Raw genomic sequence first — 15,087 nt, 5'->3', positions numbered from 1 at the left:
CGATTGTTAAACCCGCTTGGCTGGGGGATAATTGAGTCTATTTAGCAAGCCTTGGACATGACCATGAAAATTCAGCAGACCATCGAGCAGAAGCTTAACAGTGGTTTATCACCGAGCCACCTCGAGGTGATTAACGAATCCCATATGCACAGTGTGCCGCCAAACTCCGAGACCCATTTTAAGGTGGTTGTGGTCAGCGACAGCTTCGACGGTAAGCGCCAGGTAGGGCGTCATCAATTGGTTTATGGTCTGTTACAAGAAGAATTAGCCGGTGAGGTGCATGCGTTGTCGCTGTTTACTTTTACCGACAGCGAGTGGCTTGCCCGGGAGCAAACCGTGGCCGACTCGCCAGAGTGTTTGGGCGGTAGCAAGGCCGACAAGTAAATCTTTCAGTTGGCGATTGTGCTGGTTAGTCGTGACTGGCCAGCAATATAACGGACTCAGCCATCAGCCATACTTTCTCAAAGGGGCCCAAGCCATCGACCAGTATCGGGGCCAGTTTGTCGGCAATGGCTTGCTGACTCAACGCTGTCCTGCCGGCGGTGTAGAGCAAAAGCTCAATCGAACGGTCAACGTGATAGTGTTTTCTCAATTTATTTTCAACGGTTTTGATCGCGGTATCGTGTGACAATGTCGCCTCGGTGCGGCTGTTTGCAATACCTGCGGCAATGTCTGGTGAGCATATCTCGGCCAGCTCGATATAGATTTGCTGGTAATCATTTTGATAATAGATGTCAGGCTCACCCTGATGAGGGTCGCCTTTGCGAATGTCTTTCTCGCCAACCTGTTTCCCTAGGCGGGTTAAAAACTCTCGGCATACGGCGATCTCAATAATGCTTTTTTCTTCTTCTCCCGACATACGATAGTCACCCTGACTGTTGGCTATTTGCTTGGCATTGTTTCCAGTAGCGCTTATCTCATTATAGTCGAGCGTGTGGGCTGAACATGGCGTGTCGGAGCCGGTACGAGCTTAAGTCGATCGACACCATCTATCAATCCCTTCGTATTATGGTTTTTGTGACCGATTAGGGGGCATACGGAACATAGCCATGTCGCTGTTGCTGGCAGTCTATAGCGTGCAGTTTCAGCACGGATGGCTAAACTTTGGGGGTGGGGCGATGGCTTGTTCTGGCTGTGTCGTGGTATTACAAGGAGTTGAGTATGAGTAATGATATTGTCATCGAAGCTTGGAATACGGTACTGTTTGAAAAATTCACCCGCTTTAAATACTTGTTTATTGAGGGTTATGCCGCGATCAGTGAGGAGGCGCTAAAACGCCATCAATATGCCAAAGGGGCCAGTGTTCTCGATGTCGGTTGTGGCTTTGGTGACTGCACCATCCAGATCGCCAAAACCCTGCGCGATGGCGGCTCTGCCCGGGGGGTGGATTGCGCCGCCAACTTTATCGCAGAATGTAACAAGATGGCCACCGAAGAGCGGGTCGATAATGTTAGCTTCTTTGTCGCCGATGTAGAGGCCGATGATTTGGGCGGCCCCTATGATGAGGCTTTCGCCCGCTTTGGCACCATGTTTTTTAATTTCCCCGGCCGCGCCATGAGCAATATTCGCCAGTCCTTGAAACCCGGTGGCACCTTCACCCAAGTGGTGTGGCGAAAGCGAGAGGATAACCCCTGGCTTTATGATGCCGAGTGCTGTGTAAAGGAAATTGTACCGGTGATCTCCCATGATGAAACCGATGCCGTGCATTGCGGCCCCGGTCCTTTTTCTATGGCCGGCCCCGATATGGTCAGTGAGATGCTACTGGCCGTCGGTTTTGAGCGCATTCAATTCGAGCGTTTTGATTCGGATATCTGTATTGGCCGCAACATTAAAGAGGCCATCGAATTCGCCCTCGAAATTGGCCCCGCCGGTGAGATTATTCGTCTGGCCGGGGAGGAGGGAGAGCGGTTACGCCCCAAGGTTGATGAGGCATTACAGGATGTGATTGGTAAATATGCCCGTGACGATGGTTCTATTTGGGCGCCCTCCAGCGCCTGGTTTGTTACTGCGACCAATCCTTAGTTTGGTAGCCTCGACACACTGCAGGGCTTTCATTGAAAGATTGATCGGCAACTCGCTGCGCTCAAACACGGCCTCACAATTTTAAATAAAACCCTTCCGTGTTGTTGCTGGGGGCGTGGGTGTGTTTTTCGAGTTTCTATAGGGCAAAATGCAAGAGCTGGTAAAGACATGAAGTTAGTTTTTACTCTGACCCTAAATATCCGGCGATCTCAATAATGCTTTTTTCTTCTTCTCCCGACATAGCGTATTTACCTCTTTATATCGTGTGTTGGAATCAGGCGTCAGTCATTGTTTTCATTAACGTTTATGTCATTATAGTTGAGCTCAACGGTTTCAGTGTGGGCTTGGTGCTGTCAACTAAATATGCACAGGACGCATGATCAACTTAACTTTTTAGCATTGGCGCGTATGTCTCTGGGGCCGTATATTAGTGTCAAAGAGGCCAAGGTCTCGCAGCATTACTCTTCTATCAGCCCTCAAGGATTGACTATGACAACTTCTAAGCAACGCTCACTCGCCATGTGGACCTTAACAGCCGTGGTATTAACGCCAGCGGCCTTTGCGGCAGACACTATCCCTGTTACCGAGGCAAACTTCGCCCATGCCGAGACGGCCCGCAATTATAACAATTGGAGTAAGCTCGGTGCCAACGAGGGCATTGCCCATATGAAACAATTGCCGCCACGGGGCACGGCAGCGCCGACGGTACAGATGAACGATGACACCCTGTATTCGGTGGTGATCACCGAGGTAGTCGATGGCCAGGTGAATTTTAGTATTCCGGCCTCTGACGTCTATATGGCGGTTCAGGTGGTCACCGAGGGTGGTCATGGTCAGCATTATATTGTCGGTGAGGGCGACTATCAGCTGCCGGTTGAAACCGAATTTGCTTTTTTGATTTATCGCACCGGCACCGAAAAAGGCTTGGATGCGGCGCGGCTGGCGCAGAGTAAAATCAGCGATGACAGCTTTAAATTCGGCACCTATACCCCGCAGAACTACAACTTTGCAGAGGTCGAACAGTGGACGGCCAAGTTGACCGCCGAGACTCGAGGCGAGGTTTTTGAATACACCTTCCCGCGCCTCTCGAAGGACGTTACCGATCGTCATCAGTGGAATCTAGAAAACGCCAACGGCTGGGGTGGCTCGTCGCCCGAGGTGAACGTTGCCAACAAATACACCAACTCCATCATGTTGGATGGCAATAGCTGTTTGACCACCACCTTCGACAACCCCGAGTCAAAGTACTTCACCTCGGTAACCGCTTACGATCAGGCGCGTTATTTAATCGAAGGGGTTAACCATATTAGCTCACACAGCTGGCAGATGAACGCCGATGACACCGTCACCGTATCGTTTAACTGCGGCGCCGATGCAATCAATAATATCGATACGCTGGGGCAGGATTTCACCTTCACCATGCGTTACTACGGCGTCAGCCAAAAGGTATTGGATGGCCAGGTGTCACCGGAGAAAACGGTTCAGTAGTTAGCGGCTCTTCCACGGAATAAAAAAGCCCTTGTCACACTGTGACAGGGGCTTTTTTATCGGTTAACGAGACTATAGCGCCGGTAGCTCGGCCTGTTCGAGGCTGTTTTTCAGCGCCGTTAATAGCGCGATATAGATCGGGTTACAAAACTCAGCAACCTCCTCATCGTTAGCCGATTGAAAGCTCGACGCCCATTCCACCGTGGTACCGTGCTCGCTGGCGGTCAGTGTGACGTTGGCGTTATAGCTTTGTAACAGCGGTTTGGCGAGAGGGCCGGGGCCGTGGTCGATAATGTAAGAAAAGCTGTGATTCTTAGCGTCGAAGCCGGTAAGTGTCTCGTGGATATCATCGTTGAGTACCCGTTTGGCTCCCACCTGATGATTGTTTTTGCCGCCGAGTTTGGCCAGTGAGCTAACCACCTCTGGTGCCCAGTGCATATTATGGAAGTCGCTGACTGTGGCCCAAACTTTTTTCATCGGCGCTTGAATTTCGATGGTGTGATAACAGCTACCCATGGCGCACCTCCCGCACTGGCGAATACTGTTGTTTAAGTATAGTCCCATCGTGGCCGCCAAAATCACAAATTCATTGGCAAGCCGTTAACGTCGTCGATTGCCGGTTTAATCGACTCTGACCCGATTAATTGTGGGATGTGTATACAACGTACTCTATTAATAACAAAGAGACGGCGGATGCTGATTAACGCCCCTATTACCAATCTATTTATTCGAGTGTCACAATCGGGTTTCTACCGAGGCTTTAGTAAAGACGTCACCATCACGGCAAAAATATTGGTGGGGACATTAATTTTATGGGCGATAGCCTTTCCTGATAATGCAGCTTCTGTACTGGGGCAGCTGAATAATCTTATCCTGGCCAGTTTTAACTATTGGTATATTTATACCATGGCCTTTTTCGTGATCCTGTGTTTTGCCCTGGCGCTGTGGCCGAAGGTCGATATTTAGGGTCAGAGTAAAAACTAATCCCTATTTTTTTGGCTATCCCCTCTAATCAGGCCGACCTTGCCTTTTCCTAACAAATAACCTCAGCTAGCGGCAGTCACCAATCTAGCCTTACGCAACCTCGATCAGAGTCGCCCCCATTTCGACCTATGGGCATCTTCAGCATGGATGCTGAAGCTGAGCCTACAGGGAGGTATTCACGGCGTCCCATCGGGCGGAGTGGGGGCGGCGGCTATATTGATGCAGTGGCGCCGAAGTTTGACAATCCCAGTCCATTTATTGCAGCCAATAAAAAACCCCGTAACTCGAAGAGCTACGGGGTTTTAGTGTTTGGTACCAGCGGGCGGACTCGAACCGCCACGTCCTTTCGAACGGGGGATTTTGAATCCCCTATGTCTACCAATTTCATCACGCTGGCATCGTCAGATCAGGCGCTGAAACAGCATCTCTGAAGACGGGCGCAAGTATACCAATGAACAAAACAAGTGCAATAGCTTTTTTGATAAAAACTGCCGGAATTCAGTCGAGGCTGGTTAAACGGTCAGTTTTGCTATAAAGTCCGCCCGTTCTGTTGTTTTTACGTACAATTTTCACCCAGACTGTGCTGATTTTTTATGAAATTATCCGATTTCCATTTTGACCTGCCCGATGAATTAATCGCCCGTTACCCGACGGCTGAACGCACCGATAGCCGGTTGTTACGGCTGCACGGCGACAGCGGCGCGCTAGAGCACTTAGGCTTCAAGGCCCTGCTCGACCAAGTCGATGCCGGTGACCTGCTGGTATTTAACAATACTCGGGTGATTCCTGCCCGCTTATATGGCCAAAAAGAAAGCGGCGGCAAGCTGGAGATATTGGTCGAGCGGGTGTTGGATCAGCACAGCGTGTTGGCCCATATGCGCAGCTCGCGCTCACCCAAACCCGGTGCCACCATCTTTTTAGGCACCGACCGTGAGTCGGCGGTACCGGTGACCGTGGTTGGCCGTCAGGATGCCTTGTTTGAGCTGCGCTTCGACGACAGCCGTCCGGTGTTTGATATTCTGCACGAGCTGGGCCATATGCCACTGCCGCCCTATATCGACCGCCCCGACGAGACCGCCGATGGCGAGCGCTATCAAACCGTTTACAGCGACCCTAATAAAGAAGGCGCCGTCGCGGCGCCGACCGCTGGTTTGCACTTCGACGATACCATGATGCAGCAGCTGCAGGATAAGGGTGTCGAATGTGCCTTTGTTACCCTGCACGTTGGCGCCGGCACCTTTCAACCGGTCAAGGTCGATAATATTCTCGAGCACCATATGCACGCCGAATATATCGAGGTCAGCGAGGCGGTGGTCGAGCAGGTTAAGCAGGCCCATGGCCGCGGCGGCCGCGTCGTTGCCGTGGGAACCACCTCGGTGCGTTGTCTCGAGAGTGCCGCTAAAATTAACGGCGGTGAGATTGGGGCCTATAGTGGTGATACCGATATTTTTATCTACCCCGGTTATGAGTTTGCCGTGGTCGATGGTCTGCTGACCAATTTCCACCTGCCGGAGTCGACGCTGATTATGTTGGTCAGCGCCTTTGCCGGCCAGCAGCACGTGATGGACGCTTATAAGGTGGCTGTCGAGCAGCAGTATCGCTTCTTTAGTTACGGCGATGCGATGTTTGTCAGCCCCAGTCAACTTTCCGCCGGTTATAGAGCGGCGAACGCCGAGGGCTGATGCCGCCCGGTGCAGACAGTATTTTTTGATCATGAGAGGAGTGAGACCATGTCTTGCCAGAACGACCCTAAGATTTGCGGCTGCGACGAGCACCGCGAGCAGTTTGAAGGCTTTACTACCACCGGCCGCGATGAGTGCTTTATGGACTTTGAAGTCGACCACCAGCGCGGTTTATCCCGTCGTGGTCGCCTAAAATTCCCCCGCGGCACCGTTGAAACCCCGGCGTTTATGCCGGTGGGTACTTACGGCACGGTGAAGGGCATGATGGCCCGTGATATCGAAGAGATCGGTGCCGAGATCATCCTCGGCAACACTTTTCATCTGATGTTGCGTCCGGGTACCGAGATTATCGAAGCCCACGGCGATCTGCACGATTTCGCTGGCTGGAGTAAGCCAATTTTGACCGACTCCGGCGGCTTTCAGGTGTTCAGCCTCGGTAAGATGCGCAAGATCACCGAAGAGGGGGTTCACTTCCGCTCGCCGGTCGATGGCTCCAAGGTGTTCTTGACCCCCGAGCGCTCGATGCAGGTGCAGAAGTCGCTGGGTTCAGACATCGTGATGATTTTTGACGAGTGCACGCCGCACCCGGCCACCCACAAAGAGGCCAAGGACTCGATGGAAATGTCGATGCGTTGGGCCAAGCGTTCCAAAGAAGAGCACGGCACCTCACCCTCGGCGCTGTTTGGTATTATTCAGGGCGGTATGTTCGAGGATCTGCGTCTGCAGTCGATCGAGGGGCTGTGTGATATCGGCTTCGATGGTCTTGCCATCGGCGGTCTGTCTGTTGGTGAGCCGAAGGAAGAGATGTTTAAGGTGTTGGACTTCCTGGCCCACAAAATGCCGGCCGATAAGCCCCGTTACCTGATGGGTGTCGGTACCCCCTCTGACCTGGTCGAGGGTGTGCGCAAGGGTGTCGATATGTTCGACTGCGTAATGCCGACCCGCAACGCGCGTAACGGCCATCTATTTACCTCTGCCGGGGTATTGAAGATTCGTAACGCCAAGCACAAGCTGTCGACCGAGCCGCTGGACGCTGAATGCGATTGTTATACCTGTCAGCATCACACCCGTGGCTACTTACACCACCTCGATAAGTGTAAGGAAATCCTCGGCTCGACGTTGAATACCATCCACAACCTGCGTTACTACCAGAAGGTGATGGCCGATATTCGTCTGGCCTTGGATGAAGACCGTTTCGAAGAGTTCCGCACTGAGTTCTATGAGAAGCAGGGCGTCGAAGTACCCGATTACGTCTAACGGCGTCGTCGATTGACTATAACCTCTGATCAGCCAATGATTAGGGGTTATTTTTTGTCTGGAGTTTATGTCGGTGTATAAAATTTGTAGCTATGTGCCAGAGTCACATTTAGAGCCGGTAAAGCAGGCGTTGTTCGCAGCCGGTGCCGGTCGTATCGGCGATTATCAGCACTGTTGTTGGCAGGTCAAAGGCGAGGGGCAGTTTATGCCGCAGGCCGGCGCCGAGCCTTTTATTGGTCAGCCGGGGGCGCTCAGTCGAGTGGCCGAATACCGTATCGAACTGGTCTGTGCCGATGAGGTGGTGCGCGATGTGGTGACGGCCTTGAAACAGGCCCACCCCTATGATCAGCCCGCCTATGATGTCAGCCTCTGTATCGATATTTAACGTATACAAAGCCATTGAACCGCGTTATTTTATGTCCCCTTGAGAAAATAATAGTCGGCTTTTTTGTGGCGATCGGTCACCAAGGCGGCGTTAAGAAATAACAATGTGTTGAATGGATAAGTTATTCAGCGTGTTCTGATTAGCTGTTACGGGTTTGGAGAGAGATTCATGCTTTACCGTTTAGAAGATATTGAGCCGAAGCTACTGGGTCGCGGCCATTACATTGCACCCACGGCTGCCGTCATTGGTGATGTCGAGCTGTACAGTAGTGTTAGTGTCTGGTTTAACTGTGTTATTCGTGCCGATGACGACTGTGTTGTCATCGACGAGGGCAGCAATATTCAAGATGGCGCGGTGCTCCATGCCGACCCCGGTTACCCGTTGACGATTGGCAAGGGTGTGACTGTTGGCCACAAGGTGATGCTGCACGGCTGTACTATTGGCGATGACAGTTTAATCGGCATGAATGCCGTGGTATTGAACGGTGCCAAGATTGGTCGCGGTTGTTTAATCGGTGCCAATGCGCTGATCCCTGAGGGCATGGTTGTACCCGACGGCGCCCTGGTGTTAGGGTCGCCGGGCAAGGTCAAGCGTATCCTCAGCGAGGAAGAGCAGGATGGTTTGAAATTCGGCGCCCTCCACTATGTGCAAAAAGGCGTGCGTTATAACAATGGTTTATCCGAGGTCGAGGGCTCTTAAGAGACTGTTTGGTCGCGGGTAAGAGGTTGTCAGTTTGGGTAAAAGTATTTGGTCAGTAATTGAAAGGTGGTAGCAGTGAGTCAATCAGCGGTTAAGTCGCCCTGTGTGTCAATTTGTGTGTTAAACCCTGAAGACGTCTGTGAGGGCTGTTATCGCAGCGCCGAGGAGATTACTCAGTGGAATGCCTACAGTGAGCAAGAGCGCGTCGAAGTGCTGCAGTTATCCCAGCAGCGTCGTATCGAGGATGGCGCGGTGATGTAGCGCTGTCTCTGTTTGTAGTTGCCATAAAAAAAGCCCATCTAGGGCTTTTTTTTATGGCGCATCACAATCGCTGTTAGTGTCGTTTTTTAATCAGGGCTCTGACCCGCGCGGTCTGAATGATATTTTCGCTGATTTCTAACACCTCAAAGCCGTAGTTGCCAATGCGGATGCCGGCAGCGGCGTCGGGAAAGGTTTCCAGATGCTCAAGCAGTAAGCCGTTCAGTGTTTTGGGCCCGTCGATGGGCAGTTGCCAGTCGAGAGCCTTGTTGATATCGCGAATGTTGATGGTGCCGTTGATGATATAGCTGTTGTCTTTCTGCGGGAATATCTCTTCGATATTGTCGGCAATATTAGAGGTGAACTCACCGACAATCTCCTCGAGTATATCTTCCAGTGTCACCAGTCCCTGCATGGTGCCGTATTCGTCGACCACAATACCCAGGCGTTTCTTTTCCTGCTGGAAGTTAAACAGCTGGGTGTGCAGTGGGGTGTTTTCCAGCACGAAGTATGGCGGGCTGATGGTGTCCATCATCGCCTCGCGGTTAAATTGTCCCCGCTGGTCGAAAAGCTGGCTGACGTGCTTGAGGTGCAGCAGGCCGACGATGTTGTTGATATCGTCGCGGAAGACCGGCAGGCGGGTAAATTCACTCGAGCGCAATTGTTCGACCAGGGTGTCATCGTCATCATCGAGGTTGAGGCCAAACACCTCGTTGCGCGGAATCATAATGTCTTCGGCAGTGGCGTTCTCGAGGTCGAGGATATTGGTCAGCATGCCCTGGTGGCGCGACGGAATATGTGGGCTGGTCTCGTTGACGATGGTGCGCAGCTCCTCCCGCGATAGCTGTTGCTCATTCTTGGTGTCGGCGTTAATGCCAAACAGTTTGAGCAGGTTGTTGCTGAGAATATTGATCAACCATACTGCCGGGTACATGATTGTGAGCAGTGGCTTGAGCAACAGAGTAAAAGGGAAGGCGATCTTTTCTGGGTAATACGCTGCCAGTGTCTTCGGTGTCACCTCAGCAAACAGCAGGATGACCAGGGTCAGTAAGACGCCGCCAATGGCGATGCCGGCGTCGCCGTAAAGTCGCATGGCGATCACGGTGGCAATCGAGGTGGCGAAGATGTTGACGAGGTTGTTGCCGATCAGAATAAGGCCAATTAACCGGTCGGGGCGTTCGAGTAGTTGCTCGGCCCGTTTGGCGCCGCGGTTATTTTTGCCGACCAAATGTTTGAGGCGATATCGATTGAGCGACATCATGGCGGTTTCTGAGCTTGAGAAGAAGGCAGAGCAGAGAATTAAGAATACTAAAATAGCAAATAGTATCTCTAAGGGGGCTTCGTTCAACTAGGGTACAACCTCTTGTGGTATTTTGTCGTATGTTGCTTAAAAAATGGCGCAAGTTCAATAGCTTTTCGCGTTAATTGATTGCCTTTTGGCAATAACTTGCGCTGTGTCAGCAATAAAGGGTAGTCGAGGGGGAAAACGAGCACAACTTTGCCGCTCAATCCAGCGGATGCTGTGCTTAGCTCAGTAAGAACTCAAGGACAAACTTGCTGCCAAAGTAGGACAGCATCAGTAAGACGAAGCCGGTCAGTGTCCAGCGAATCGCCGTGTTGCCGCGCCAGCCCAGCTGATGGCGTCCCCATAGTAAAATGGCAAATACCAACCAGGCAATGGCGGCAAACACCACCTTGTGGGTGGTCAGCGCGGTAATAAGGTCGGGGGCGGCGATGATACCGGTTGCCAGTGCTGCGGTCAGTATTAGCTGGCCGCCCCAGAGCATATCAAATAGCAGGGTTTCCATTGTTTGTAATGGCGGCAGGCTGTTGACCAGGCCCTGGGTGCGGTGTTTCTTCAGTAGGCGATCCTGTATGCCGACGGTAATGGCCTGTACCGCGGCAATGGTGAAAATGCTCTCCGCCAGTATCGATAGCAGGATGTGGACGCCGATGCCAAAGGTGATGTTGGGAATGGTCTGGGCCGTGGTGTGTAGTGCCTGTGCTGCCACCAAGCTGATGGCGGCAATAATATAGAGCGGTACCAACAGGTTTTTCACCGGCAGTCGCATACTGCTGAGTAGGGTGATCAGAGTAATCAGCCAAAAGGTCAGCGAGGCGACTTTTAACACGCTGAAGTCGATACCCCAGTCGCCAAAAATAGTATTGAACAAAATAACGGCGTGGCCGCTGAGGGCGGTATACCCGGCGATAACGGCCAGTTTTTCCAGTCGTGGGTGGCGCACGCCATGCCAAGCCTGGCCACCAAGATACACCGAGCAGGTCAGGTAGAGAAGGACGGCGCTGATGCTGATGGTAAGTAAGGGCATAGGGTAAGAAGCTGTTGATTTTATTTAAAGGAAGCCAATTTTGGCATATCTGTAGACAGGATAATAGTCGCTTCTGCTGTGCTTTTGTTCTGATCGATGTCGAAGATTGAGACTTGGGCTGTGTTCGCGCTGACTAGTCGGTTATACTGCTGGGCAGAATTTTAACTGTTGCCGGCGATCCAGGTTTTGTCCCGATATCGGCTCAGGCGTAATTAATACAGCGAATGTATGAGAGATAGACATGTTTGATAGTTTACAGGAACGCCTATCCGGCAGCTTGAAAAAAGTCACCGGTCAGGCGCGTTTAACCGAAGATAATATTAAAGACACGCTGCGGGAAGTTCGCTTGGCGCTGTTGGAAGCTGATGTAGCATTGCCTGTTGTGAAGGATTTTGTCGAGGCAATCAAGCAGCGTGCCGTTGGTCAAGAAGTGTCTGCCAGTCTTAATCCGGGGCAGCAATTCGTTAAGATTGTTCAGGCTGAGCTGGAGTCTATTCTAGGTGAGGCCAATGAGGTTTTAGATCTGTCGGCGCAGCCGCCGGCGGTTATTTTAATGGCGGGCTTGCAAGGTGCGGGTAAAACCACCTCTGTGGCCAAGCTGTCGCGCTTTCTAAAAGATCGTGAAAAGAAAAAAGTCATGGTGGTCAGTGCCGATGTTTATCGCCCTGCGGCGATCAAGCAGTTGGAGACATTGGCGGCCGAAGTAGGTGTGGATTTCTTCCCGTCGACGGTTGAACAGAAGCCGGTGGATATTGTTAACGCTGCCATCGCCCATGCCAAGACACAGTTTGCCGATGTGGTGATTGTTGATACCGCCGGTCGTCTCGCCATCGACGCCGATATGATGGCTGAGATTGGTCAGCTGCATGCGGCTGTTAAGCCGGTAGAGACGCTATTTGTCGTCGATGCAATGACCGGTCAGGATGCTGCCGTTACTGCCAAGGCGTTTAATGAGACGCTGCCGCTGACCGGCGTGATCTTAACCAAGGCCGACGCTGACTCTCGTGGTGGTGCGGCGCTGTCTGTTCGCCATATTACCGGTAAGCCGATTAAGTTTATCGGTATGGGTGAGAAGGTCGATGCACTGGAGCCTTTCTATCCTGATCGTATTGCCTCGCGTATTCTTGGTATGGGCGACGTGTTGTCGCTGATCGAAGAAGCTGAGCTGAAGATCGATAAGAAGAAGGCCGAGAAGCTGGCCAAGAAAATCAAGAAGGGCAAGAAGTTTGACCTGGAAGATTTTCGCGATCAATTACAGCAGATGAAGAATATGGGTGGCATTGGCACCATGCTCGATAAGCTGCCGGGTATGGGTAATGTGGCTCAGGCTGCTGCGGCTGCCCAAGTGGACAATAAGGTGTTTGTTCAGATGGAGGCCATTATCAACTCGATGACCCCGGCCGAGCGTCGTAATCCTGATGTGCTGAACGGCTCGCGCAAGCGACGCATTACTGCCGGCTCGGGCACTCAGGTGCAGGATCTTAATCGTCTGTTGAAGCAGCATAAGCAGATGCAGAAAATGATGAAAAAAATGAAGAGCAAAGGCGGTATGGCCAACATGATGCGCGGTATGGGTGGCATGATGGGTGGCGGTGGCGGCATGGGTGGTGGTATGCCCCCCGGTGGCATGTTTAAGTAATGTCAGCCCTGCGAGGGCCAGCTTCTGCTGGCCCTATATTGTTGTTTTTTATTGTTATTTTTATTATTCCCCGTTTGTTTTTGCTTTAACCTCTGATCGACCTCCCTTTTTTGATAAAAACGCTGTATAATCCGCAGCCGCTGATTGCTGTCTATTGGCTTGACTAGTAATTGGCGAAACACACCTTTTTTTTTAGACGTTTATAGGAATCCTTCAATGGTAACTATTCGACTAGCTCGCGGCGGTTCAAAGAAGCGCCCGTTCTATCACTTGGTTGTTACAGACAGCCGTAATTCTCGCGACGGCAGCTTCATCGAACGTGTGGGTTTCTTTAACCCAGTTGCACGTGGTAATGAAGAACGTGTTCGCCTTAATTCTGAGCGCATCGACGCTTGGAAAGCTAAGGGCGCACAGGTTAGCGATCGCGTTGCTACTTTACTAAAGCAAGCTGCTAAAGCTGCTTAATTGAGGTAGTGGTACATGGTGGATAACGTAGCATCAGATAGGGTTGTAATCGGTAAGATTTCAGGCGTATACGGTGTTAAAGGTTGGGTTAAAATCCACTCATTTACCGAGCCGATGGAAAATTTCCTAGGTTATAAATCAGTTTCTACCAAGCTGAATGGTCGGTTAACGACAATTGAGTTTGATAAGAGTCATAAGCATGGCAAAGGCCTAGTCGGTCATATTGTCGGCTGCGATGATCGCGAAATGGCTCGAAACTATACCCGCTGTGAATTATCTGTGGCTGCGGACCAGCTACCCGAGCTAAGAGACGATGAGTTTTATTGGCGCGATTTAGAAGGTCTACAGGTTTACAGTCAGTTTGAAGAGGGTGAAGAAGTATTGTTGGGCGCAGTACACCACTTAATTGAGACCGGTGCCAACGATGTACTTGTGGTACATCATTGCGAGCACGCCATCGATGACAGAGAACGGTTAATTCCCTATCTGCCAGAGCAGGTTGTACTCGATATCGATCTTGAGCAGGGGCGTATTACCGTAAACTGGGATCCAGAGTTCTAAGCTGATGAAAGTTAGTGTAGTAACGCTGTTTCCTGACATGTTCCAGGCTATTACCGAACACGGTGTAACTGGACGGGGTTGTAAGCAAGAGATGTTAAGCGTGCAAACGATTAACCCTCGAGACTTTACCCACGATCGACATCGCACAGTGGACTCTCGCCCTTACGGCGGCGGCCCCGGTATGTTGATGAAGGTTGAGCCCTTGCGTGACGCTATTGCAGCGGCACGGGAGTTGATAACCACCGACGGCGTTAAGCCCAGGGTGATTTATCTCTCTCCTCAAGGTCGAAAACTGGATCAGCAAGGTGTTGAGGAGTTGGCTTTATCGCCAAACATGGTATTGGTTTGCGGGCGTTATGAAGGTATCGATGAGCGTTTAATCGAGGCTGAGGTTGATGAGGAGTGGTCGCTTGGGGATTTTGTTCTCAGCGGTGGCGAATTAGCGGCAATGGCATTGATCGACTCGGTGGCCCGATTACAGCCAGGAGTATTAGGGCATGAGTTGTCTGCTGAGCAGGATTCATTCTCCGATGGCTTACTGGATTGTCCACATTACACCCGACCGGAAACATTAAACGGCGTTCAGGTGCCGGATGTGTTGCTTAGCGGTAACCATGAAAAAATTCGTCGATGGCGCTTAAAGCAATCGTTGATGAGGACCTGGACTCGACGCCCTGACTTATTGGCAGGCCGCGAGTTAAACACTGAACAGAAGAGTATTTTAGCGGAGGTAATCCGCGAGCTGGCTGAAGATGAATGCTTGGAGAATGACACTAGTCGTGAGACTGACGTCCCAAGTCCGAAAGGGTAATTTATCCTATCTGACCAGTGCTTCTACTAATGCAGCTAAGCTGCCAACATTTTAATAGCCCATATTGGGCGTATTAGGAGCGAACAAATGAACAAGCATCCTCTTGTAAATGCTGTTGAAAAAGAGCAGATGGAAAAAGATATCCCAGCCTTCGGCCCCGGTGATACCGTGGTTGTACAGGTTAAAGTTAAAGAAGGTGACCGTGAGCGTCTACAGGCTTTCGAAGGTGTTGTACTTGCCAAGAAAAGCCGTGCGCTAAACTCTAACTTCATCGTCCGTAAGACTTCTAACGGCGTTGGTGTTGAGCGTACTTTCCAGACTTACAGTCCTCTAGTGGACAGCATTACCGTCAAGCGTCGCGGTGATGTACGTCAAGCCAAGCTGTACTACCTACGCGAGTTGTCAGGTCGTGCTGCACGTATCAAAGAGAAATTGGCAAAGAAATAAGCCGGTTTTACTTGGTACAGAAAAAGGTGGCCTCAGGGCCACCTTTTTTTATGCCTAAA

18 protein-coding genes and 1 tRNA gene are annotated in these 15,087 nt (G+C 51.3%); 14 read left to right on the top strand and 5 right to left on the bottom strand.

Annotation, left to right across the window (positions count from 1 at the left end):
- The first annotated feature begins 63 nt into the window (after positions 1-63).
- Positions 64-384 (top strand): BolA family protein, encoded by a 321-nt coding sequence (locus L9P87_RS04490; RefSeq protein WP_237443474.1) that lies wholly within the window; start codon positions 64-66, stop codon positions 382-384.
- Positions 385-409: 25 nt separating this feature from the next.
- Here the strand turns inward: L9P87_RS04490 and L9P87_RS04485 are convergent, their stop codons facing one another.
- The gene (locus tag L9P87_RS04485; protein WP_237443473.1) at positions 410-859 is read right to left on the bottom strand and encodes a hypothetical protein; all 450 of its coding nucleotides are present in this window, start codon (positions 857-859) and stop codon (positions 410-412) included.
- Between the two features lie 302 nt (positions 860-1,161).
- Between L9P87_RS04485 and L9P87_RS04480 the strand changes: the two genes are divergently transcribed.
- A complete protein-coding gene (locus L9P87_RS04480) occupies positions 1,162-2,022 on the top strand; it encodes a class I SAM-dependent methyltransferase (RefSeq protein WP_237443472.1) in 861 nt (286 codons plus the stop codon).
- Between the two features lie 489 nt (positions 2,023-2,511).
- Positions 2,512-3,510, top strand: coding sequence for a DUF1254 domain-containing protein (locus L9P87_RS04475; RefSeq protein ID WP_237443471.1), 999 nt, complete (start codon positions 2,512-2,514; stop codon positions 3,508-3,510).
- Positions 3,511-3,582: 72 nt separating this feature from the next.
- Here L9P87_RS04475 and L9P87_RS04470 read toward each other — a convergent pair whose 3' ends face one another.
- The gene (locus L9P87_RS04470; RefSeq protein WP_237443470.1) at positions 3,583-4,074 is read right to left on the bottom strand and encodes an SRPBCC family protein; all 492 of its coding nucleotides are present in this window, start codon (positions 4,072-4,074) and stop codon (positions 3,583-3,585) included.
- 129 nt (positions 4,075-4,203) lie between these two features.
- Between L9P87_RS04470 and L9P87_RS04465 the strand changes: the two genes are divergently transcribed.
- Positions 4,204-4,476, top strand: coding sequence for a BCCT family transporter (locus tag L9P87_RS04465; protein ID WP_237443469.1), 273 nt, complete (start codon positions 4,204-4,206; stop codon positions 4,474-4,476).
- Between the two features lie 328 nt (positions 4,477-4,804).
- Here L9P87_RS04465 and L9P87_RS04460 read toward each other — a convergent pair.
- Positions 4,805-4,891, bottom strand: a tRNA-Leu gene (locus L9P87_RS04460).
- Between the two features lie 196 nt (positions 4,892-5,087).
- Between L9P87_RS04460 and queA the strand changes: the two genes are divergently transcribed.
- From queA to L9P87_RS04435, 5 genes are all read left to right on the top strand, one after another.
- The gene (queA, locus tag L9P87_RS04455) at positions 5,088-6,176 is read left to right on the top strand and encodes a tRNA preQ1(34) S-adenosylmethionine ribosyltransferase-isomerase QueA (protein WP_237443468.1); all 1,089 of its coding nucleotides are present in this window, start codon (positions 5,088-5,090) and stop codon (positions 6,174-6,176) included.
- Positions 6,177-6,317: 141 nt separating this feature from the next.
- On the top strand, positions 6,318-7,433 hold the full coding sequence (gene tgt, locus L9P87_RS04450) for a tRNA guanosine(34) transglycosylase Tgt (RefSeq protein WP_237444372.1): 1,116 nt from the start codon (positions 6,318-6,320) through the stop codon (positions 7,431-7,433).
- 67 nt (positions 7,434-7,500) lie between these two features.
- Positions 7,501-7,818: a YqfO family protein gene (locus L9P87_RS04445; protein ID WP_435531785.1), complete on the top strand. Its 318-nt coding sequence runs from the start codon at positions 7,501-7,503 to the stop codon at positions 7,816-7,818.
- A 168-nt stretch (positions 7,819-7,986) separates the two neighbouring features.
- A complete protein-coding gene (locus tag L9P87_RS04440; protein ID WP_237443467.1) occupies positions 7,987-8,517 on the top strand; it encodes a gamma carbonic anhydrase family protein in 531 nt (176 codons plus the stop codon).
- Positions 8,518-8,592: 75 nt separating this feature from the next.
- Positions 8,593-8,778 (top strand): DUF1289 domain-containing protein, encoded by a 186-nt coding sequence (locus L9P87_RS04435; protein WP_237443466.1) that lies wholly within the window; start codon positions 8,593-8,595, stop codon positions 8,776-8,778.
- A gap of 73 nt (positions 8,779-8,851) precedes the next feature.
- Here L9P87_RS04435 and L9P87_RS04430 read toward each other — a convergent pair whose 3' ends face one another.
- Positions 8,852-10,123, bottom strand: coding sequence for an HlyC/CorC family transporter (locus tag L9P87_RS04430; protein ID WP_237443465.1), 1,272 nt, complete (start codon positions 10,121-10,123; stop codon positions 8,852-8,854).
- Positions 10,124-10,301: 178 nt separating this feature from the next.
- Positions 10,302-11,105 (bottom strand): cytochrome C assembly family protein, encoded by an 804-nt coding sequence (locus L9P87_RS04425; RefSeq protein WP_237443464.1) that lies wholly within the window; start codon positions 11,103-11,105, stop codon positions 10,302-10,304.
- 241 nt (positions 11,106-11,346) lie between these two features.
- Here L9P87_RS04425 and ffh point away from each other — a divergent pair, with 241 nt between their 5' ends.
- From ffh to rplS, 5 genes are all read left to right on the top strand, one after another.
- The gene (ffh, locus tag L9P87_RS04420; RefSeq protein ID WP_237443463.1) at positions 11,347-12,744 is read left to right on the top strand and encodes a signal recognition particle protein; all 1,398 of its coding nucleotides are present in this window, start codon (positions 11,347-11,349) and stop codon (positions 12,742-12,744) included.
- Between the two features lie 216 nt (positions 12,745-12,960).
- Complete coding sequence (rpsP, locus tag L9P87_RS04415; protein WP_237443462.1) at positions 12,961-13,209, top strand: 30S ribosomal protein S16; 249 nt, start codon at positions 12,961-12,963, stop codon at positions 13,207-13,209.
- A 15-nt stretch (positions 13,210-13,224) separates the two neighbouring features.
- Positions 13,225-13,770: a ribosome maturation factor RimM gene (gene rimM / locus L9P87_RS04410; protein WP_237443461.1), complete on the top strand. Its 546-nt coding sequence runs from the start codon at positions 13,225-13,227 to the stop codon at positions 13,768-13,770.
- Positions 13,771-13,774: 4 nt separating this feature from the next.
- Positions 13,775-14,581, top strand: coding sequence for a tRNA (guanosine(37)-N1)-methyltransferase TrmD (trmD, locus tag L9P87_RS04405; RefSeq protein WP_237443460.1), 807 nt, complete (start codon positions 13,775-13,777; stop codon positions 14,579-14,581).
- Between the two features lie 87 nt (positions 14,582-14,668).
- Positions 14,669-15,028 (top strand): 50S ribosomal protein L19, encoded by a 360-nt coding sequence (gene rplS, locus L9P87_RS04400; RefSeq protein WP_237443459.1) that lies wholly within the window; start codon positions 14,669-14,671, stop codon positions 15,026-15,028.
- The last annotated feature ends 59 nt before the right edge of the window (positions 15,029-15,087 follow it).

Origin of the sequence: Sinobacterium norvegicum, assembly GCF_923077115.1 — a bacterium.
Classification (GTDB): domain Bacteria; phylum Pseudomonadota; class Gammaproteobacteria; order Pseudomonadales; family Sinobacteriaceae; genus Sinobacterium; species Sinobacterium norvegicum.
The sequence above is the reverse complement of the archived record's forward strand: the minus strand, read 5'-3'. Positions and strand labels throughout refer to the sequence as shown.